This is a genomic window from Flavobacterium sp. Root186, from assembly GCF_001428525.1.
Lineage (GTDB): Bacteria > Bacteroidota > Bacteroidia > Flavobacteriales > Flavobacteriaceae > Flavobacterium.
The window spans coordinates 1,021,461-1,042,627 of the sequence record NZ_LMHW01000010.1 but is presented as its reverse complement, the minus strand read 5'-3'; the positions used below and the strand labels follow the sequence as shown (position 1 = coordinate 1,042,627).

Genomic DNA, 21,167 nt, shown 5'->3' with positions numbered 1-21,167 from the left:
TTAAACTACAATCCAAAAAACTATTAAATAATGAAAAATTTTAAAAATACCATCGCTATCAAAAGCCCAAAGAAAGGGCTTTTGATTACTGCATTGCTAATTGCACAATTTGGCTTTGCACAAGAAACTCAAGAGTTCAAAGGAACAATTGGTAAAACATTAGCCGATTCTAAAGAATATTGGCCAGATCCTGTAAAGGCGCCAAAAGGTGCGCCAAATATTGTTTGGATTTTATTAGATGATGTTGGATTTGGAGCTGCAAGTGCTTTTGGCGGGTTAATCCAAACTCCTACTTTTGAAAATCTGGCTAATAACGGTTTACGTTATACCAACTTTCATACAACGGCAATTTGTGCACCAACACGTGCAGCATTATTAACGGGAAGAAATTCCGGAAGAGTACACGAAAGCGGATTTTCACACACAATTTTATCGGCTGGTTTTCCTGGCTGGGACGGAAGAATTCCATCTGATAAAGGAACAATTGCAGAGATTTTACGCGAAAACGGATACAACACTTTTGCAGTTGGTAAATATGGTGTAACTCCAGATGAAGATGCTACAGACGCCGGACCTTTTGACAGATGGCCAACCGGAAAAGGTTTTGATCATTTCTATGGATTCCTTGGATCGCAAACAGATCAATACAACCCTGATTTAGTGGAAGATCAGGCACATGTTAAACCTGATGGGCGTCACTTAAATGAATTAATTACAGATAAAGCAATCAGCTATATCCAGAAACAGCAAAAAGCAGCACCTGGAAAACCATTCTTTTTATACTATGCGCCGGGAGCCGTTCATGCACCTCATCAGGTTGCTGAAAAATGGATCGAGCCTTATAAAGGAAAATTTGACGAAGGTTATGATGTGTACCGTGAAAAAGTATTGGCAAACCAAAAGAAATTAGGTGTTGTTCCTGCTAATGCGGTATTACCAGAACGTAATGCGCTTATTACAGAATGGAAAAAGTTAACTCCGGATGAAAAGAAAGTATACGCAAGATTCATGGAAACATACGCTGGATTCCTGACTTATACAGATGCTGAAATTGGAAGAGTTGTAAATTATCTGAAAGAAAGCAACCAACTTGACAACACTTTGATTTTTGTTGCAATTGGCGATAATGGAGCAAGTAAAGAAGGAACTTTACAAGGAACAATTAACCAAAGTTTATTCTCTCAAGGAAAAACAGAAGCAGAAAATCTTCAAAGCAATTTAAATAATATTGGAGAAATTGGAACTGCAAAAGGTTTAAATACTAACTATCCATTAGGATGGGCTCAGGCCACAAACGTTCCTTTCAAAAACTGGAAACAAGATGCACATTCTGAAGGTGGAACTCGTAATCCGTTAATTGTTTTTTATCCAAACGGAATTAAAGAAAAAGGCGGAATCAGAAATCAATACAGCCACGTAACAGATTTACTGCCAACAACTTTAGAAATTGCAGGAATTAAAGCTCCTGAATATATCAAAGGAATTAAACAAGACATTATTCAGGGTTCATCATTTCAGGCTTCTATAGAAAATCCAAAAGCAGAATCCCTACACAAAGTTCAATATTACTACATTTTTGGAAACAGAGCTATTTATAAAGATGGATGGAAAGCGGCTGCGGCACATTTACCTGATTCATTTGCTGTAAAACAATCATTAGGTAAAAACGAAAAACCGGCTGCAAGCAATTTTGATACTGATGTTTGGGAATTATACAACTTAAACGAAGATTTTAACGAACGTAACAACCTGGCTAAAAAATATCCTGAAAAACTGGCTGAACTTCAAAAATTGTTTGATGAGCAGGCAAAAGAAAACAATGTTTATCCATTGATTGACTGGCAGGATGTTTACAACAGAAGAATTCACAATAGTGGAGCTGACAAAGGTAAAACACTGCAAGATTTAGTGAAACAAGTAACTAAACCTGCAGATACAGAAGCTGCAAAATAATCATTTTCACAACCTGCAAGGTTTTCAAAACCTTGTAGGTTTTTCAATAAAAACAAAAGATTCTAACAAATTAGTGAAAAAATAAAAAATAAAACTCGACTATATCCATAGAATTAGAAGTTTAATTATTTATTTTTACATTAACATATTAAAATTCAAAAAGATATGAAACGAGTAGATTATGAAATTATAGGAAAAAAGATTGTCGTTGGGGCAATTGTATTTTTAGTTCCGCTGGTAATTTTAGCCGGAGGATTAGTATTAATTAATCAATTTTTAAAATAAGAAATCATGGCAATAGTTCAAAAAGAAAAACTAACAAGAGACTTAACCATTAGTCTATTTATATACAGCTTACCGGTTGTAGCAATTTATCTTTACTTTAAACTAACAAATGGTCTTGTGAGCGAATCTCACCTTACTTTACCATCATTTTTAGAATTTGCACAACCCGTGTTTCAGCATATTAGAACCTGGGGATTAATTGTATTTATGGTAGTTTTAGGAATTATCGAATTTGCGGCCGGTCTTTATGATGACGAATGGACGGGCGAAGAACGCAAAATAGATATTGTTTGTTTCTTAGCACCAAAATTACTTTTGCCTCCGGTAATTGCATTTTTCAGCTTAACAGCTTTACCCTATTTATTGCCAAATGCTGCTAATGCATTGTCATGGGTTCCGTTTTGGGGAGGATTTTTTCTAATCGCAATTGCCGATGATTTAACGCAGTATTGGTACCACAGATTGCACCATCAAGTTCCGTTTTTATGGCGTTTTCACAGAACGCACCACTCCGCTCCATATATGGGAATGGCAATGGCTTCACGACAAAACTTTATTTATACCGTATTCTTTTCTCAAATTTATTTGACTGCAACTTTAACCTATTTAGGTTTAGGATTACCGGCTTTATTTGTTTTAGTAATTAAAAGTTTCATCACTTTAGGCGCGCACTCAAGCATTGCATGGGACAAACCTTTTTACAAATACAAAGTTTTGCATCCAATTGCATGGGTTTTAGAAAGATTAATTTCTACTCCGGCAACACACCACGCACACCACGCAGATACCAGCGGTGACGGTGTTGGACACTTTAAAGGAAACTTTGGAAACATGTTTTTCATTTGGGATGTTATTTTCGGAACCGGATTAATCACACGAAAATTCCCGGAATCTTACGGAACAAAATCATACAAACAGGAAGAATGGTACGCACAATTTTTATGGCCAATATTCAAATCTAAAAAAGAAGGAAGTTCTCTTGCCGACGGTGTATTGGCATTTCCACTAAAAGCTAAACCTGTAGAAAAAGCAACTGAAACAGCTGAACAAACTCCGGTTTTAGAGCAGGCTTAATCTCAAAAAGTAATAAAAATATAAAGTACGGCAGTGTATTCAAATTAACCTTGAATACGCTGCCAGCTTTTATCAAAACCTTTCCATCATGAAAAATAAAATAAGTATTACCACGCTAATCCTGCTTTTTACAATAGTAGGATTTTCACAGAATAAGAGTTCAAATACCGTTTCATTAGATGTTTTTTACAGCAAAATTCAGGTTGAAAAAAAACCGCAGATAATTGATGCCAGAGGACCGGAAGAATTTGCCTTAAACCATATTAACGGAGCAGTAAATTTTAATTTAGAGTCCAAAGATTATGCAGAACAAGTGGCAAAATTAGACAAATCAAGACCTGTTTTCACCTACTCTATCGGAGCCGGAAGAAGCGTTTGGCTGGCTGATGCATTATTAAAAAACGGTTTTAAAGAAGCCTATAGTTTAGAAGGCGGAATTGCCAACTGGATTGGAAACGGAAAACCTTTTTATGCCAATTCTAAAAGCAAACTGACCTTAACTGAATACAATAAAATCATTGCCGATAATAAAACCGTTCTGGTAGATATTGGCTCAAAATATTGTGGGGCCTGCACAAAAGTAAAACCAGTTTTGGAAACCATTAGAACTCAATACGGTGAAAATTTAAAAATCGTAGAAATTGAGTTAGAAACCAGCCCGCAGGTAATTGCCGACTTAAAAAACGTAAAGGTCTTCCCTACTTTGATCTTATATCAAAATGGTAAAATCATCTTCAAAAAAGACGGTTTAGGCGATTTGAAAAATGATGTTGATGTGGCTTTGGCTTCTAAATAAATACATATAATCATTCTTAAAATACACGAAAACTAAACTAACCATAATGGCAAACTATAAAAAAATAACCAAGATTATTCTACCCATTTTATTGGTGCTTCTTATACTGGCAGCATTTTTATTCTGGCCCATAAATACGGATGGAACATTAATAAAAGCGGATGAAAAACTAACCGAAGGAAAAGCAGCATTTCTGGCACAGAAAGATACTGCTTCAGAAAAAAAGCCAAACATTATCATTCTTGTTGCCGATGATTTAGGCAAATATGATATTTCTCTTTACGGAGGAAAATCTACTCCAACACCACAAATTGATTCACTTGCAGCTTCCGGAGTAACTTTTGCCGATGGATATGTTTCGGCATCGATTTGTTCGCCATCGCGTGCCGGATTACTAACCGGACGTTATCAGGAACGTTTTGGGCATGAATATCAGCCGGGAGATCGTTATCCAAAAAATAATTTAGAATATTATGCTTTTAAATATTTAATCAACACTAACAGCTGGCGATTAAATAATAAAATAAACTATCCAAACGAAGCTTCAATCGCTACTCAGGGTCTACCAAAATCTGAAATTACTTTTGCTGATTTAGCTAAAAAACAAGGTTACAATACAGCAATTATAGGGAAATGGCATTTGGGTCATAACAAAGGATTTTTTCCTTTAGACAGAGGTTTTGATTATCATTACGGATTTTATCAGGCATTCTCGCTGTACACGCCCGAAGATGACAATCCAGATATCATAAATCATCATCATAAAGATTTTACCGATAAAATGATTTGGGGGAATGGCCGTGTTGGAATTGGACAAATTCGCCGCGATACGACAATCATAAAAGACAAAAAATATCTAACCGAGACCTTTGCTGATGAAGCTGAAGCTTTTATTGATAAAAATAAAAACAAACCGTTTTTACTTTATGTTCCGTTTAATGCGCCGCATACACCATTTCAGGTTCGCAAAAAATATTACGATCGCTTTCCGAATGTAAAAGATGAAAATAAACGCGTGTATTTTGCCATGATCAGCGCACTTGATGACGCCGTTGGAAGAATTAGAGAAAAAGTTAAAAAAGAAGGTTTAGAAGAAAACACCTTAATCTTTTTCATCAGCGACAATGGCGGTGCCGATTATACTTTTGCCACAACAAACGCACCATTAAAAGGCGGGAAATTTTCTCATTTTGAAGGCGGTATAAATGTTCCGTTTACACTTTCGTGGAAGGGAAAAATTAAACCACATACTATTTATAAAACTCCTGTAAGTTCTTTGGATATTTTTAGTACAATCGCGGCCGTTACACATTCCGGTTTACCAAAAGACAGAGTTTATGACGGAGTTGATTTAATAGATGTCGTCAATAACAATAAAGAAGCACATAAAAATTTATATTGGCGTTCAGGCGATGCAAAAGCAATTCGAAGCGGCGACTGGAAATTAATCATCAGCGGAAAAACGCATGAAAAATGGTTGTATGATTTATCAAAAGACAAATCTGAAACTACAGATCTGGCTGCAAAAAATCCTGAAAAAGTAAAAGAATTACAAACCGCTTTACAAACCTGGGAAAAAGGATTGATCAAACCACTTTGGCCTAATCTAACTTATTATGAATTTGATTTTGGTAAACAAAAATACTTTGTCGATTTGTAACAATTACAACAGTCCTGCAAGGTTTCCAAAACCTTGCAGGAAACAAATAATAAATTGCCTCCAGCTTTAGCTGGAGGTTTAAAATTTAAAGAGCAGAAGGCTTTAGCCAAACTTTTTATTCGGCTAAAGCCTTTTTCTATTTGTAAATCAGTTACCTCCAGCTAAAGCTGGAGGCAATTAAAAACCTTTTTTTATCTACAAATCTGTTAAATCCAGCTGAAGCTAGAGACAATTGAAATAAAATCTTAGAATCAATAATTCTTAGAATAATCAAACCAAAAATATGTCAACTCAACCCAAACAATTTAATATACACGAAGACTGGACAGTCGTAATTTTAGGATTTATAATCATCGGAATTTCCCTTTTTATATTTCTTCCCGAAGTTCCTGTTTTCTCTTGGTCAGACACTTCCGATTTATTTACGAAAGTATTTGATTTTGCAAATCTTAAAATCCTTCTAATTCAATTTTTATATCTCATTTCAATTGGCACAATTGGAACTTTTTTAATTGGAAGATCCGTAAAATATTTCCTCTTTACTTTTCCGATAGTTTATCTTTTAACGTTGATTATTGCTTTTTTGCTTTTTGGCAGCTAAAAAGCGTCTATTTTCTCGCAAAGTCGCAAAGACGCAAAGTTTTTATTTATAGCTGCAGATTATAAGAATTAAAAAAAAAAATTTCACGCAGATTTAAAAGGATTTAAGCAGATTTACGCAGAGATTTTTTAATTAAATCTGCAGAATCTGCGTGAAACAAAACTTTGCGTCTTCGCGACTTTGCGAGATTCTAACAATTCCTAATAAAAATCTCTGTCAAAACTTCCGTATAACTTTATTTTTTTGTTTACAAATAAAAAACACCAATCAATTAAAAATCAACAAACTAAAACATAAAAATACACCTACACCATATTATATCACATCTTTTTTTCAAAAAAATGAAAGATTAATTTGGATATTACATTATTAAATATAACTTTGTCTATAGAATTAGTATAGTTTAAATTTAAAACTTACATTTTGAAAACAACAGTAAATAACACGTATCACATTCTTCGTAAAAAAAACACCTATGACACTTCTTGTTATATGTGCAGCTGTTGTTAATCCTTCCTTATACGTTCGTTTTGAATCGGTTTAGAATTAAAATCTCAAACTATAAATCGAACTGCGTTTATTCCCAAATTTTATTAAATATCCTTTTGATGCTTTTGCTTCAGAAAATATTACGTTATACTAAATCAAAAATGAAAATGGAGACGACAAACTAACATTCTTTTTGATTACCAAAGGTCATTTCTGCGGCAACAGAAATGACCTGATTTAAAGAACATTTATCACTTACAAAACAAAAAACAACTAACAAAAAGTACATTAAAATGAATACAAAAATCACGAAAATTCTGTTTTCCATTCTTTTAACAGGAGTTGTAACTTCTCACGAGTTACATTCTCAAACAGAATCAAAACCCAATATTATCTTGATTTTGGTTGACGATATGGGTTATTCAGATTTAGGAAATTATGGCTCAGAAATTAAAACACCCAATTTAGATAAGTTAGCTACAGAAGGTTTACGCTTACGCGAATTTTACAATAACTCAATTTGTGCTCCAACAAGAGCTTCTCTCCTAACCGGGCAATATCAGCATAAAGCCGGAGTTGGTTTCTTTGATGTCAATTTAGGTTTACCGGCTTATCAGGGTTATTTAAATAAGGAATCTTTGACTTTGGGAGAAGTTTTCCGTTCTGGCGGTTACAGCACACTTTTGTCAGGAAAGTGGCATGTAGGATCAGAAGATCAGGCACAATGGCCGAATCAAAGAGGTTTTGATAAGTTTTACGGAATCTTAAAAGGTGCATCGAATTATTTTGATACGAAACCACTTCCGTTTGGAAAAACTCCGTATCCGGTAAAATTAATCCGCAATAACGAAGAACTGCATCCAAAAGATGATTCGTATTATTTTACAGATGAAATTGGAAATAATGCCGTGACTTTCCTTGACGAACAAAACAAGGAAAACAAACCTTTCTTTTTATATCTGGCTTTTACAGCGCCGCATTGGCCGCTGCAGGCGAAACCTGGTGATATTGCGAAATACAGAGGGAAATTTGATGAAGGCTGGGATGTTTTAAGAGAAAAGAGAATCCAGAAACTAAAAGCCAGCGGAATTTTACCTGCCGATCAAACTATATCGCCAAGAGATCCTGAAGTTCCGGAATGGAATAAGTTAAGCTACGACGAAAAACAATTCTGGAAAGCTAAAATGGAAGTATACGCCGCTATGGTCGACAATATGGATCAAAACGTTGGCAAAGTTCTGGACAAATTAAAAGCGCTTAAAAAAGACAAAAACACGCTGATTATTTTTATTTCAGACAATGGCGCTCAAGGCGGATTCAATACCTATAATCCCTTTGGAAGAGGTTTAGTTCGAAATGACGGACCAGTTGGAACTTCGGGTTCGTTTGATTATCAGGAACAAAACTGGGCTTATTTATCGAATACACCACTTCAGCAATATAAAAATAATATGCACGAAGGTGGTTTTAGTTCTCCGTTTATAGCATGGTATCCATCAAAAATAAAAGCGGGAAGAATTGATAAGGGAACCGGACATATCATTGACCTCGCTCCTACTTTCTACGAATTGGCAGGAATTGAATACCCAAAAGAATATAATGGTGTGACGACAAACGCTTTGGTTGGAAAAAGTTTGTTGCCTGTTTTATTTAATAATGTTTCACAGGTCGATAGAGGCGCACCATTATTTTGGGAAAGAGCTGGAAACAGAGCCGTTCGCGATGGAAAATGGAAACTGGTTTCGATTTATCCTTCTTACGAATGGGAATTGTATGATCTTGAAAAAGACCGAGGCGAAACTACCAATGTAGCACAGCAGAATCCGGGAATTGTAAATAAACTTTCGGCTTCCTATTTTGAATGGGCAGATAAAACCGGAGTTGTAGAATACAGTAAATTCAAATTAAAACCAGAAACAATGCCTGGCGGTGCGGCGTTGAAAAAATAAAATTATTTTCTAACCATAAAATCAATCCATATGAATTCATTTTATCAGGAAATTGCAAGACAGCATCAGGAATTATTAATACTTCCTGAAAAGAAATTAATCCATCAGTTTATAGATGAATTGTTTTCGATTTTGTTTTCGAATACTTCAAAATCCTACGGTATTCTGGCGATTATTGAAAATAAATTTGATGGATTGGAAAAACAATTTGACGAGCTGGTTTTAGACTTTGCTCCTAAAAATCAAAACAGCAAAAGGCAGACGGAAACATTTTTTGAAGCACTGCCGCATTTGCATAAAAAAGCGCTGAATGACGCTCAAACCATTTTTGCAAAAGATCCTGCAGCCAAATCTTTAGAAGAAGTATTATACTCGTATCCAGGTTTTTTCGCTATTGCCGTTTATCGATTTTCTCATCAGCTTTGGAAGCAGGATTTAAAATTATTAGCCAGAACGATTTCAGAATATGCGCATATCAAAACCAGTATTGAAATTCATCCGGGTGCCAAAATCGGGAATGATTTTGCGATTGATCACGGCACAGGAATTGTTATTGGCGAAACTACAATTATTGGCAATAACGTTCAAATTTATCAAGGCGTAACGCTTGGTGCATTGAGCGTTAAAAAAGAGGAAGCTTTTATAAAAAGGCATCCTACAATTGAAAACAATGTAATTATTTACGCCAACAGCACAATTCTTGGCGGACAAACAACTGTGGGCAGAGATTCTATTATTGGAGGCAATGTATGGCTGACGTATTCTGTGCCTTCCAATTCGGTTGTTTACCATAAAAATGAGATGAAGGTTAAGGATAATAATCCTTTTCCCGAACCCATTTTTTATTCTATTTAAAAATATCAAACACATGAAATATCAGAACATTTTAGAAACCATTGGCAATACGCCCCACATAAAGCTCAACAAGCTTTTTAAAACCCACGAGGTATGGATTAAACTAGAAAAAGCAAATCCGGGATCAAGTATCAAAGACAGAATTGCGCTGGCAATGATTGAAGATGCTGAACAGAAAGGACTTTTAAATCCCGATTCTATCATTATTGAACCAACATCCGGAAATACCGGAATCGGACTTTCGTTAGTGGCAGCCGTAAAAGGTTACAAAGTTATTATTGTAATGCCGGAATCGATGAGTGTGGAACGCCGAAAAATTATCGAAGCTTACGGTGCAGAATATGTTTTGACTCCGAGAGAAAAAGGAACTTCGGGAGCGGTTGAAAAAGCAAATGAACTGGCAGCAACTATTAAAAATTCTTTTCTGCCTTCGCAATTTACAAACCGTGCGAATGTTGAAGTTCACGAAAGAACAACGGCGCAGGAAATTTTAGCCGATTTCCCAGACGGGATTGATTATCTAATTACAGGCGTTGGAACGGGCGGACATATTACGGGGGTTTCTAAAATTTTAAAACAGCATTTTCCAAATCTAAAAACTATTGCGGTTGAGCCTGCGCTTTCGCCTGTTTTAAGCGGCGGTATTCCTGCTCCACATCCATTACAGGGAATTGGCGCCGGATTTATTCCCGAAGTTTTTAACAGAGAATATATCGATGAAATTGTTACCATCGAAAAAAACGATGCTTTTTCATTTGCAAAGAAATTAACTAAAGAAGAAGGAATTTTTGGAGGCATCTCGACCGGAGCTGCATTGGCTGCCGTTTCTAAAAAACTAAAAAATATTCCCGAAAATGCCGTAATCCTGACTTTTAATTATGACACCGGAGAACGATATCTTTCTGTTGAAGAATTATTTGATTTTTTCTCCTAAAAAACTAAATACCAAATCCTTACAACAAAATAAAACCCGTAATTTTAAGAATTAAATCTTAGAATTGATTAAAAATAAAATAATTAACCAAAAAACCTTAAAACTATGGCAGAATTAGAAAAACAACAGACCGCATTAGGCGATGTTGCAGCAAGACAATTAGCGATCGCAACACGTACTGTTCCTCAAATTGGAACCATTACTCCACGCTGGTTAACACATCTTTTGCATTGGACACCAGTAGAATCGGGAGTATTTCGTTTGAATAAAGTAAAAAACGCAAACCACATCGAAGTCGATTGTTCGGCACGCGACGAAAGAATTTTACCTAATACTTTTGTGGATTATATCGATAATCCCAGAGAATACAATCTGGCTGCCGTACAAACCATTGTTGATGTACATACTCGTGTTTCTGATCTATACAGCAAACCCTACAATCAGATTTCAGAGCAGCTTCGCTTAGCTATCGAAACAATCAAAGAGCGTCAGGAAAGCGAATTAATCAACAATAAAGATTACGGATTATTAAGCAACGTTGCACCATCTCAAATTATTAAAACAAGAACCGGAGCGCCAACTCCAGATGATTTGGATGAATTATTGACAAAAGTGTGGAAAGAACCTGGTTTTTTCCTTTTACATCCTTTAGCCATTGCGGCTTTCGGGCGCGAATGTACACGTCGCGGTGTTCCGCCTCCAACAACATCTTTATTTGGATCACAGTTTTTAACCTGGAGAGGAATTCCGCTTATTCCATCTGATAAATTACCAATCGTAAAAGGAAAATCAAAAATCATTCTTTTAAGAACTGGAGAAAGCCGTCAAGGCGTTATCGGACTTATCCAGCCAGGTTTACAAGGCGAACAATCTCCTGGATTATCAGTTCGTTTTATGGGAATTAACGAAAGAGCCATTGCTTCATATTTAGTATCTCTTTATTGCTCTTTGGCTATTTTGGTAGATGATGCCATTGCCGTTTTAGAAGATGTAGAAATAGGAAAGTATCATGAGTACAAATATTAACAACAACGGTTTACCAAACATCGACGATTTGCAGAATTTGGCAAACGAGTTGTTTAAAGCTTTACCAAATGAATTTCCAAAAGAAATCTCATTAAGTCCGGATAAAGCCGAACACCCTCGTGCGACAAGGATTGCAGAAACGATATTGCATGCCGGAAACGTTGATCAGTTTGGTCAGATTCCAGTAGTAAGTCCGTCGAGTACAACACTTGCGCCACCTGCATTCAGCGGATTTGGAGCTTCTCCATCTGTATTAAATTATGGAAATACAGGAGCCTCCGCTTTATACCCAAATGCTGGGGCAGGATTTGATCCGCAAAACAAAAATTCGTCGTCAGGAGTTCAGGAAAACCATGATTTAAATATCAATGATCCACATACCGGATTTCATGATGTTAATTTAAAAAATGGAAATTCTCCACAACTGAATGAAGAAACTGTTTTTTCTTCTTTTTCATTGAATAATCAATATCTGCCCTTTCAAACAGGGAATTCTTCTTTTGAGATCGAATTACAGGCTGCTTTGGCATCGGTTGATACGCAATTTAGAAAACGAGAAGATTTTCCGTTAAACGGAAATGAAACAACAAATTCATACTATTTTCTAGATCAAAATCCTTTTGCTTTTGATAAAAGAAGTACAGATATAATTGTTGGAAATTCTTTCGATCATAAAGAAATTAATCTTTTTAAAGGTCATCATTTTGATGCTGCATTGGTCAAAAAAGATTTTCCGATTTTAAGAGAAACCGTAAACGGAAAACCATTGGTTTGGTTTGATAATGCGGCAACAACGCAGAAACCGCAATCGGTAATTGATAGAATTGCCTATTTCTATGAACATGAAAATTCAAATATTCATCGTGCGGCGCATGAACTGGCAGCTCGTGCATCTGATGCATATGAAGCAGCCCGAGAAAAAGTAAAAGCTTTTTTGAATGCTAGTTCTGTAAATGAAATTGTATTTGTGAGAGGCGCAACAGAAGGAATAAATCTGGTGGCTTCAACTTGGGGCGAACAGAATTTAAATTCCGGAGATGAAATTATTGTGAGTAATCTGGAGCATCATGCGAATATTGTTCCATGGAAACGTCTAGCTGATAAAAAAGGCTTGAAACTAAGAGTAATTCCAGTTGATGATGATGGTCAGATTTTGCTGGATGAATATGCAAAACTGCTGAATTCGAAAACACGTTTGGTTGCTTTTACACAAGTTTCGAATGCATTAGGAACGGTAACACCAGCGAAAAAAATAGTTGAAATGGCACACGCTGCCGGAGCAAAAGTTTTAATCGACGGTGCACAATCTGTTTCGCATATGAAAGTTGATGTTCAGCAATTAAATCCGGATTGGCTGGTTTTCTCAGGACATAAATTGTTTGGTCCAACGGGAATTGGGGCTTTATATGGAAAAGAGGATTTACTAAACGAAATGCAGCCTTATCAATCTGGCGGAAACATGATTCAGGATGTAACTTTTGAGGAAATAAAATACCACAAAGCACCGAATCGTTTTGAAGCCGGAACCGGAAATATCGCCGATGCAATTGGTCTTGGTGCAGCAATTGATTATGTAACCAAATTAGGAATTGAAGCTATTGGTCAATACGAGCATTATTTGTTAGAATATGCTACAAGACTTTTAAAAGAAATTCCGGGTGTACGATTGATTGGAACTGCTAAGGATAAAGCAAGCGTATTGTCTTTTAATTTACAAGGCTATTCAAACGATCAGGTTGGACAGGCTTTAAACAAAGAAGGTGTTGCGGTTCGAACCGGACATCATTGTGCACAGCCTATTTTACGCAGAATGGGGGTCGAAACAACCGTTCGTCCGTCATTAGCATTTTATAACACAACCGAAGATGTCGATACTTTTATTAAAACCATTTGGGAACTTAAAAAAGTTAGATTCTAAAATACGAGATTTCTTCTCAAAATGATAATTACTTTTTTTGATATTTTAAGTAATTATACCCTGAAAGCGATTGTTTTAAAACAATCGCTTTTTTATTAAAACTGCTTTTACTGCCACTAAAAAAACAGCAATTTTTTTAACGAAAATATTCTGCCTTACATTTTTATCAAAAAATCTAGTGATTTTCATCAAAAACCAACAAACACGTATAGAAAGTTACCAATATCACAAAACGTAATATAATTGTTATTTTTAATGTTAAAAAAGCATTAAAAATTAACATTAAATTAGGATATTTGAGAGACTAATTTAAACGAAATGAATATGAACATTAAATTAAAACATTGTTTGTGGGTGTTTTTACTATTTGTACAAATAGCTGCCGCACAGGAATCAATTTCGGGAAAAGTAACAGATAAAAAAGGGCTGCCAATTCCCGGAGCAAATATTGTAGTACAGGGAAAAAATATCAGTGCTCAAACTGATTTTGACGGTCTTTTTAAAATCGCCGCAAAAAAAGGCGAAATACTTGTTGTAACCTATGTAAGTTATAAAACGGTAGAAGTTCCTGCTTCAAATAATATTACAATCCAGCTGGATGAAGTTCAAAATGAACTTGAAACTGTAGTCGTTGTGGGTTACGGAACTCAGTCTAAAAGAAACCTAACGGATAATATCGCCCGCGTAACGGCAAAAGATATTCAGCAGATTCCGGTTTCAAACGTACAGAATGCTTTGGTTGGTAAACTCGCCGGGGTTCAAATTACGCAGACAAATGGTAAGGTTGATGGTGGTATTAATATTCGTGTGCGTGGTGCGGCGAGTATTAGTGCGGGAACGCAGCCTTTGTATGTTCTTGACGGAATTCCGTTAATTAATGATAACGAATCGAGCAACGGTGCACCAACAAACCCATTATTGACTTTAAGTACCAATGAAATTGAATCGATAGACGTTTTAAAAGATGCATCTTCTGCAGCAATTTATGGTGCACGTGGAGCAAACGGAGTTGTTTTAATTACGACTAAAAAAGGACGTGAAGGAAAAGGAACTTTTACAGTAAATCTTTCGCAGGGAGTTAGTGAAGCTACACATAAAAGAAAATGGCTGAACGCAAAACAATATGTTGAATTATTACAGGAAGCCGGAAGAAATGTCAACGACTTAGAATCTGTTGAAGATGAGTTAGAATATCTATCTCAGGGAACGGACTGGAGAAATGGCGAAGTCGATACAAACTGGCAGGACATTGCTTTAAAAACGGGTTATACTACAGATGCTGATTTTTCTGCTTCTGGAGGAGATGAAAAAACAAAGTATTTCTTTTCTGGTGCTTACAATAATACAACTGGTATTGTTGACAGCAATACTTTAGAAAGATTTACAGCCAGAACAAACGTATCACATAAAGTTACAGATCGTTTAACATTAGGAATGAACCTTGGTTTTTCCAGATCTTTAATACACAGGGTTCAGGATGATAATTCATTCTCTTCTCCATTACAATCTGTGGCACAGGCACCTATTTCGCCAGCCAGATTAGAAGACGGAAGTGCAAACCCTAATACAGAATATTCCAACTACCTTTTAGCAAAAGATAATACGTTTTGGAAAACTATTATGCGCAGACTTACAGGTAAACTTTTTGCTGAATTTAGAATATTATCTTCTTTAAAATTCAATTCTGATTTCTCATACGATCTTTTATCACAAACCGAGGATTACTGGCAAGGGAAAAATGCTCCTTTTATGGCAACAGATGGAGCTGTATTTGCAACTTCTGTAAATACAGAAAATTATGTTTCGAGTAACTATTTTACATTTGATAAAACGTTTGCAGAAAAACATACTTTTAATGTTGTAGCCGGTATGGAATTTAATAAATACAACAGAAGATATCAGGATGTAAACAGTATTTATTTCTCTAGCGATGATTTTCAAACTGTTGATGGTGGTGCCGAGGTAAATGAAGGCCACGGAAGTGAAACCGATTATGCTTTTGTTTCTCAATTTGGAAGATTAAATTATTCTTATATGAATAAATATCTTTTAAAAGCCAGTATACGTCGTGACGGTTCATCTCGTTTTGGAAAAAATGAGCGCTTTGGAGTTTTCCCGGCATTCTCTGCCGGATGGGTTATTTCGCAAGAAGAGTTTTTAAAAGATAGTAAAGCTATTTCAAACTTAAAAATAAAAGGAAGCTGGGGTAAATTAGGAAATGCTGAAATAGGAAATTTTGCTTCACGCCAACTTTACAGACCAAACCCTTATAACTTAAAATCAGGGCTTACTTTTGATCAGCCTGGAAATAATGATTTGACCTGGGAGAAATCAGCTCAGACTGATTTTGGTTTTGAAATTGGTTTTATAGACAGATTTTCTATTGAAGCAGATTATTACCAAAAAGATACTGACGGATTACTTTTTGAAGTTCCGTTACCAATAAGTTCGGGAGCAGCTTCTATTAATAAAAATATTGGAAAAATAAGAAGTAATGGTTTTGAACTTACTATAAATACTAAAAACATTGATACTGAAAACTTTAAATGGAATACCAGTTTCAATTTGACAACAAATGAATCAAAGGTAAAATCGCTTCCAAATGACAACAGAGATATCATTGTTTCATACAATATAAACAGAGTTGGAGAAAACATTTCATCTTTTTATTTAGTTGAATATGCAGGTGTTGATCCTGAAAACGGTGATGCCTTATTTTACAAAAACACTAAAAATGCTGATGGTTCACTTGATCGTACCAAAACAAGTGATTATAGTGAAGCAGAACGTATTATTGCAGGAAATCCTTTCCCTACTTTAATGTCTGGTTTAACAAACACTATTTTGTATAAAGGTTTTGACTTCACCTTTACGTTTCAGGGAGAATGGGGTGCTAGTATTTATAATTCAGCGGGTATTTATCAATCAACTGCTGCTGATTATTTTGACAACCAAACAGCAGATCAGTTAAACAGATGGCAGAACCCTGGTGATATTACAAATGTACCGCAAGCCAGGTTTGGAGGATCAAACGGAACACAGGATTCTTCCCGTTATCTTGATAAAGCCGATTTTGTTCGTTTAAGAAACTTAACTTTAGGTTATACGCTTCCTAAAGACGTATTGAAAGATTTAGGAATGAGCAGCTTAAGAGTCTATTTTACCGCTGTTAACTTATTGACATTTACCAACTACGAAGGAAACGATCCTGAAGCAAGAAGAGATGATACAGGAATTGGGGAAGATTTTTATTCAGCACCTCCGGCAAGAACAACTGCAATTGGTGTAAACTTTAATTTTTAAAAAGAAAAAGATGAAAGCAAATAAACTAATCCTATTTATATTTTTCGCTGCATTTTTTACAAGCTGCGAAAATGAATTAGACATAGAACCTAAACAGAGAGAAGACGCCAACACAACTTTAAGTACCGAAACCGGAGTAACAAATGTACTTACCGGAACTTATGCGCTGGCAGCAAATGGAAATGCTTACGGCGGCAGGGTTTTATTGTATGCCGATTTACTTGGAGTTACCGGAGTATTAAGCACAACAGATTTAAGATGGCGTGGTACGTTTGGAGAATTGAGACAAATGTATAGCAAAAATATGCTGTCTGATAACGTAATTATCGAAGGTACGTATGCAAGATTATATGAAATTATAAACGCATCGAATACTGTTATCGAAAATATCGACAAAGTAAAAGATCCGGACAGAAGAGCGGTTATGATTGGCGAAGCTAATTTTTTAAGATCATTGGCTTATTTTGATCTGGTTCGTTTTTTTGCAAAACCTTACGAAATTGGTCAGACTAATAATCAGCTTGGAGTTGTAATCAGACCTAATGCGATTTATGATTTTAGCGTAGATTTATCAAAAGAAAGAAGCTCAGTTGAAGAAGTGTATCAGGTTATAATTGATGGTTTAAATCTTGCCTACACCAACTTACCGGAAGAAAATGGTTTTTATGCCGATAAATATGCTGCACAAGCTTTATTAGCAAGAGTATATTTGCAGCAAGGCAGATATGATTTAGCCAGAGATGCAGCAAATGATGTTATTGAAAACAGCGGACATGGATTGTCTCAAAGCTATGCGGCAGCCTTTAATCACGATACAGATCAAACAGAAGATGTTTTCTCTATTCAGATCACGAAACAAACTGGAGTAAATGATGCTGTAACTTTTTATGCTTCTGAAGGTAATGGTGGACGTGGCGGTGATTTTTCTATTCGTGATGCTTATTTGGAAAAATTCAGTGATCCTGATGACAGAGCTGAATTTATATACGAAAATGAAGATAATGGCAGAATTCTAACTTCTAAATTTACAGATCAGTTTGCTAATGTTGGAATTATTCGTCTGGCTGAAATGTATTTGATTAGAGCAGAAGGAAATTTTGAAGAGGGAACTGCTATAGGCAACACACCACTTGATGATATTAATATTATCAGAGGAAGGGCACATGCTGATGATTTAGCTTCTGTTACCATTGATGACATTTTATTAGAAAGAGAATTAGAACTTGGAATGGAAGGATTTTTAATTCACGACATAAAAAGAACTAAACGTTCAATTTTAACTGAAACTCCAAATGGTGATCCGTTATTGTTAACTTATGACGCAGATAAATTGGTATTCCCAATTCCGTTAAAAGAAACAGATGCGAATAAGAAAATCACTCAAAATCCAGGGTATAGAATATAATGGAAATTAAATAACTATTATAAAAACAGAAAAAGCCATTCTCCCCACAGAATGGCTTTTTCATTAAATAACAGATTCTAAGTAATATTTAAAAGGTAAATTTTTAATCAATAATAATCACAATTAAGCTTCAGCTGGCACTTTCGTTAATTCCTGAGCAATTGTCAAAGTAACCGGATCTAAATGCCCCGAATAAAAAGTATCTAATAATTCCTGAAATATCGGGTTTGCATTTTCTACTTGAGAGAACAAACTTAACGACGAACGTAATTTTCGCGCATCTAAATCTCCCAAAATAGATTCAATAGATTTTTTCTTAAAGTTTAAAAGAAGCTGCGCAATTTCAACTAAATGTTTGGCTAAAATTGGATGGTTCAAATAAGCTTGTGCTTCTTCAAGATCAGCAATGGCGTAATATTTTGCGATGTCACTTTTTCCTAATCCTTTTATCTGCGGAAAAATAAACCACATCCAGTGTGTTTCTTTTTTTCCTTTTTTCAATTCAGAATAAGCAGTCAGGTAAAGTTTATTTTGTGCATCCAAAAAACGCGTTAAATCATTATTTGCGTAAGCCATCTGTAATAATTTTATAAGGTTCAACAAATATTTGCTGTCTTAAATTTGACACTCAAAACTACTCAGGAACTTTATTTTTAAATTATATAATTTCCATCAGTTGTTATATAATTTATACCTCATAAAAAAAGCTGCATCGTAAAATGCAGCTTTCATTAATAATAAATTGTAACCTTTTATAATTTAAATTCATTTAAAGATTTCTCAATGATTTCAAGACATTCGTTAATTTGCTCTTCTGTCATAACCAATGGCGGAGCAAATCTAATTTTGTTTCCGTGAGTTGGTTTTGCCAATAATCCGTTATCTCTAAATTTTAAGCAGATTTCCCAAGCTAAATCAGAATCTTCACCGCTGTTAATAACAATCGCATTCAAAAGGCCTTTACCACGAACAAGTGTAATTAAGTTATTTCTTTCTGCAATTTCGTTTAAACCTTTCCTTAAAATAATACCTAAACGTTCTGCATTTTCAGCCAGTTTTTCTTCTTTAACAACTTCAAGAGCTGCAATGGCAACTGCAGCGGCAACAGGATTTCCACCAAAAGTAGATCCGTGCTGACCCGGCTTAATAACATTCATTATTTCGTTGTTACACAAAACTGCCGAAACCGGATAAACACCACCGGAAATTGCTTTACCTAAAATCAAAATATCCGGCTGTACATTTTCGTGATGAACTGCTAATAATTTTCCGGTGCGCGCAATTCCGGTTTGAACTTCATCAGCAATAAATAAAACATTATGTTTTTCGCACAATGCTTTTGCTTTCGCCAAATATCCTTCAGACGGAACATAAACTCCAGCTTCCCCCTGAATTGGTTCCACTAAAAATCCCGCTATGTTTTTTGATGATTCTAAAGCTTTTTCAAGCGCTTCAAGATTGTCATATTCAATTTTTATGAATCCGTCTGTAAACGGTCCAAAGTTTTTGCGAGCCGTTTCATCATTCGAAAATGAAATGATTGTAGTTGTTCTTCCGTGAAAATTGTTTTCGCAAACAATTACCTGCGCCTGATTTTCAGGAATTCCTTTTACTTCATACGCCCATTTTCTGCATACTTTCAAAGCCGTTTCAACAGCTTCTGCGCCAGTATTCATTGGCAGCACTTTATCAAAGCCAAAATACTTCGTTATGTATTCTTCGTAATTTCCTAATTTATCATTGTAAAAAGCACGAGAAGTCAGCGTTAGTGTCTGCGCCTGATCTACCATTGCTTTTACAATTTTAGGATGGCAGTGCCCTTGGTTTACAGCAGAATAAGCCGATAAAAAATCGTAATATTTTTTCCCGTCAACATCCCATACATAAACTCCTTCTCCTTTTTCTAAAACCACAGGAAGCGGATGATAATTATGAGCTCCGTATTTATTTTCTTTTTCAATCAAAATTTCTGATTTTGACGAAAGGGTGTTTTCTGTATGTGTCATGATATTTAACTTTAAAAAGCAAAAGTAATAAATTTTTCAAATCCACAAGCTTGAAAGTATATTTTGACTTCATATTAACCAATAAAAAGTCAAAATAGCCATTTTTACCACAATACAGAATCAAATTTAATTATTATAAATTTTAACTTTATAATCTTTTATTAAAAAAAATAGCTACTTTTATGCTTATATAGTGTAGTCCCTATGGGACTAATTGCTGGCGCTATATTTAAAGCTACCGATATTTTATCTCTTCGAGATATTTTGAAATTATGGATAAATGTATAAGGCAATGATATCATCAATAATTCAGAAATATATGATTTTTAGAAATAAAATGAACAGCAGCGTAACTCCGTTAGGAGTTCAATATCGGTAGAAAAAAGAATGTGGCACGTTAAAATGTCCCATAGGGACTAGATTACAAAACAAGAATATTTAAAACATGGATAGTTTAGACGAATTTGATATTAATATAATTAAGGAATTAGAAAAAGACGGAAGAATGGCTTTTTCTGCCATTGCGGCCAATTTGAAAATATCAAATACAATGGTGCATCAGCGCATTAACCGATTAATGGAACAAGGAATAATTGGCGGCATAAAACCCATTATTCAGGAGAAAAAAATTGGTTTTGACTGGGCCTCTTTCACCGGAATTACTTTAAACAAAGACTCTGATTCTGATAGAATTATCGAAGAATTAAAAAATATTCCCGAAATTACAGAATGTTATTATGTAACGGGTTCGTTTACGCTTTACATCAAAATTGTTGCGAAGAATCACGAACATATGCGAAAAATCCTCTACGAGAAAATCGACAATATTCCCGGAATCGCCAAAACGGATTCTATTATTGAATTAGGCTGCGCTTTTAAAAGAAATATCATTTTATAATTAATTTATCTGGTG

At 35.2% G+C, this 21,167-nt stretch carries 15 protein-coding genes; 13 read left to right on the top strand and 2 right to left on the bottom strand.

Annotated elements, in window-relative coordinates:
- The first annotated feature begins 30 nt into the window (after positions 1–30).
- The 12 genes from ASD98_RS08380 to ASD98_RS08325 all read left to right on the top strand — a co-directional run bounded on the left by ASD98_RS08380 (position 31) and on the right by ASD98_RS08325 (position 18,248).
- The gene (locus ASD98_RS08380; RefSeq protein ID WP_056202672.1) at positions 31–1,953 is read left to right on the top strand and encodes an arylsulfatase; all 1,923 of its coding nucleotides are present in this window, start codon (positions 31–33) and stop codon (positions 1,951–1,953) included.
- 291 nt (positions 1,954–2,244) lie between these two features.
- Positions 2,245–3,312 carry a sterol desaturase family protein gene (locus ASD98_RS08375; RefSeq protein WP_056202669.1) on the top strand — a complete coding sequence of 356 codons (1,068 nt, stop codon included), beginning with the start codon at positions 2,245–2,247 and terminating at the stop codon, positions 3,310–3,312.
- A gap of 88 nt (positions 3,313–3,400) precedes the next feature.
- Positions 3,401–4,108: a thioredoxin domain-containing protein gene (locus ASD98_RS08370; RefSeq protein ID WP_056202666.1), complete on the top strand. Its 708-nt coding sequence runs from the start codon at positions 3,401–3,403 to the stop codon at positions 4,106–4,108.
- A gap of 46 nt (positions 4,109–4,154) precedes the next feature.
- On the top strand, positions 4,155–5,768 hold the full coding sequence (locus tag ASD98_RS08365) for a sulfatase-like hydrolase/transferase (RefSeq protein ID WP_056202662.1): 1,614 nt from the start codon (positions 4,155–4,157) through the stop codon (positions 5,766–5,768).
- A 283-nt stretch (positions 5,769–6,051) separates the two neighbouring features.
- Positions 6,052–6,369, top strand: coding sequence for a hypothetical protein (locus tag ASD98_RS08360; RefSeq protein WP_056202657.1), 318 nt, complete (start codon positions 6,052–6,054; stop codon positions 6,367–6,369).
- 782 nt (positions 6,370–7,151) lie between these two features.
- Entirely contained in the window at positions 7,152–8,807 is a 1,656-nt protein-coding gene (locus tag ASD98_RS08355) for an arylsulfatase (protein WP_056202656.1), read from the top strand.
- 30 nt (positions 8,808–8,837) lie between these two features.
- Complete coding sequence (gene epsC, locus ASD98_RS08350; protein WP_056202655.1) at positions 8,838–9,662, top strand: serine O-acetyltransferase EpsC; 825 nt, start codon at positions 8,838–8,840, stop codon at positions 9,660–9,662.
- Positions 9,663–9,675: 13 nt separating this feature from the next.
- Positions 9,676–10,596 (top strand): cysteine synthase A, encoded by a 921-nt coding sequence (cysK, locus tag ASD98_RS08345; protein ID WP_056202654.1) that lies wholly within the window; start codon positions 9,676–9,678, stop codon positions 10,594–10,596.
- 105 nt (positions 10,597–10,701) lie between these two features.
- On the top strand, positions 10,702–11,622 hold the full coding sequence (locus ASD98_RS08340; protein WP_056202651.1) for a family 2A encapsulin nanocompartment shell protein: 921 nt from the start codon (positions 10,702–10,704) through the stop codon (positions 11,620–11,622).
- A complete protein-coding gene (locus tag ASD98_RS08335) occupies positions 11,606–13,540 on the top strand; it encodes a family 2A encapsulin nanocompartment cargo protein cysteine desulfurase (protein WP_056202648.1) in 1,935 nt (644 codons plus the stop codon). Before ASD98_RS08340 ends, ASD98_RS08335 begins: the two co-directional genes overlap by 17 nt.
- A gap of 324 nt (positions 13,541–13,864) precedes the next feature.
- The gene (locus ASD98_RS08330; RefSeq protein WP_056203294.1) at positions 13,865–16,843 is read left to right on the top strand and encodes a TonB-dependent receptor; all 2,979 of its coding nucleotides are present in this window, start codon (positions 13,865–13,867) and stop codon (positions 16,841–16,843) included.
- A 10-nt stretch (positions 16,844–16,853) separates the two neighbouring features.
- Positions 16,854–18,248, top strand: a complete 1,395-nt coding sequence (locus ASD98_RS08325; RefSeq protein WP_056202647.1) for a RagB/SusD family nutrient uptake outer membrane protein — start codon at positions 16,854–16,856, stop codon at positions 18,246–18,248.
- A 123-nt stretch (positions 18,249–18,371) separates the two neighbouring features.
- On the opposite strand, the gene ASD98_RS08320 is transcribed toward ASD98_RS08325, so the two are convergent.
- Both ASD98_RS08320 and rocD read right to left on the bottom strand, forming a co-directional pair.
- Positions 18,372–18,824, bottom strand: a complete 453-nt coding sequence (locus ASD98_RS08320; RefSeq protein WP_056202645.1) for a DUF1810 domain-containing protein — start codon at positions 18,822–18,824, stop codon at positions 18,372–18,374.
- A gap of 176 nt (positions 18,825–19,000) precedes the next feature.
- Positions 19,001–20,254, bottom strand: a complete 1,254-nt coding sequence (gene rocD, locus ASD98_RS08315; protein WP_056202642.1) for an ornithine--oxo-acid transaminase — start codon at positions 20,252–20,254, stop codon at positions 19,001–19,003.
- Positions 20,255–20,699: 445 nt separating this feature from the next.
- Here rocD and ASD98_RS08310 point away from each other — a divergent pair, with 445 nt between their 5' ends.
- Positions 20,700–21,152, top strand: coding sequence for an Lrp/AsnC family transcriptional regulator (locus tag ASD98_RS08310; RefSeq protein WP_056202639.1), 453 nt, complete (start codon positions 20,700–20,702; stop codon positions 21,150–21,152).
- The last annotated feature ends 15 nt before the right edge of the window (positions 21,153–21,167 follow it).

What these genes read in the sequence shown, in the direction of transcription:
- ASD98_RS08365 (WP_056202662.1), top strand. Translation starts at nt 4,155, where the DNA reads ATGGCAAACTATAAAAAAATAACCAAGATTATTCTACCCATTTTATTG.
- cysK (WP_056202654.1), top strand. Translation starts at nt 9,676, where the DNA reads ATGAAATATCAGAACATTTTAGAAACCATTGGCAATACGCCCCACATA.
- ASD98_RS08370 (WP_056202666.1), top strand. Translation starts at nt 3,401, where the DNA reads ATGAAAAATAAAATAAGTATTACCACGCTAATCCTGCTTTTTACAATA.
- ASD98_RS08335 (WP_056202648.1), top strand. Translation starts at nt 11,606, where the DNA reads ATGAGTACAAATATTAACAACAACGGTTTACCAAACATCGACGATTTG.
- ASD98_RS08320 (WP_056202645.1), bottom strand. Translation starts at nt 18,824, where the DNA reads ATGGCTTACGCAAATAATGATTTAACGCGTTTTTTGGATGCACAAAAT.
- ASD98_RS08360 (WP_056202657.1), top strand. Translation starts at nt 6,052, where the DNA reads ATGTCAACTCAACCCAAACAATTTAATATACACGAAGACTGGACAGTC.
- epsC (WP_056202655.1), top strand. Translation starts at nt 8,838, where the DNA reads ATGAATTCATTTTATCAGGAAATTGCAAGACAGCATCAGGAATTATTA.
- ASD98_RS08355 (WP_056202656.1), top strand. Translation starts at nt 7,152, where the DNA reads ATGAATACAAAAATCACGAAAATTCTGTTTTCCATTCTTTTAACAGGA.
- ASD98_RS08340 (WP_056202651.1), top strand. Translation starts at nt 10,702, where the DNA reads ATGGCAGAATTAGAAAAACAACAGACCGCATTAGGCGATGTTGCAGCA.
- ASD98_RS08330 (WP_056203294.1), top strand. Translation starts at nt 13,865, where the DNA reads ATGAACATTAAATTAAAACATTGTTTGTGGGTGTTTTTACTATTTGTA.
- ASD98_RS08310 (WP_056202639.1), top strand. Translation starts at nt 20,700, where the DNA reads ATGGATAGTTTAGACGAATTTGATATTAATATAATTAAGGAATTAGAA.
- ASD98_RS08375 (WP_056202669.1), top strand. Translation starts at nt 2,245, where the DNA reads ATGGCAATAGTTCAAAAAGAAAAACTAACAAGAGACTTAACCATTAGT.
- ASD98_RS08325 (WP_056202647.1), top strand. Translation starts at nt 16,854, where the DNA reads ATGAAAGCAAATAAACTAATCCTATTTATATTTTTCGCTGCATTTTTT.
- ASD98_RS08380 (WP_056202672.1), top strand. Translation starts at nt 31, where the DNA reads ATGAAAAATTTTAAAAATACCATCGCTATCAAAAGCCCAAAGAAAGGG.
- rocD (WP_056202642.1), bottom strand. Translation starts at nt 20,254, where the DNA reads ATGACACATACAGAAAACACCCTTTCGTCAAAATCAGAAATTTTGATT.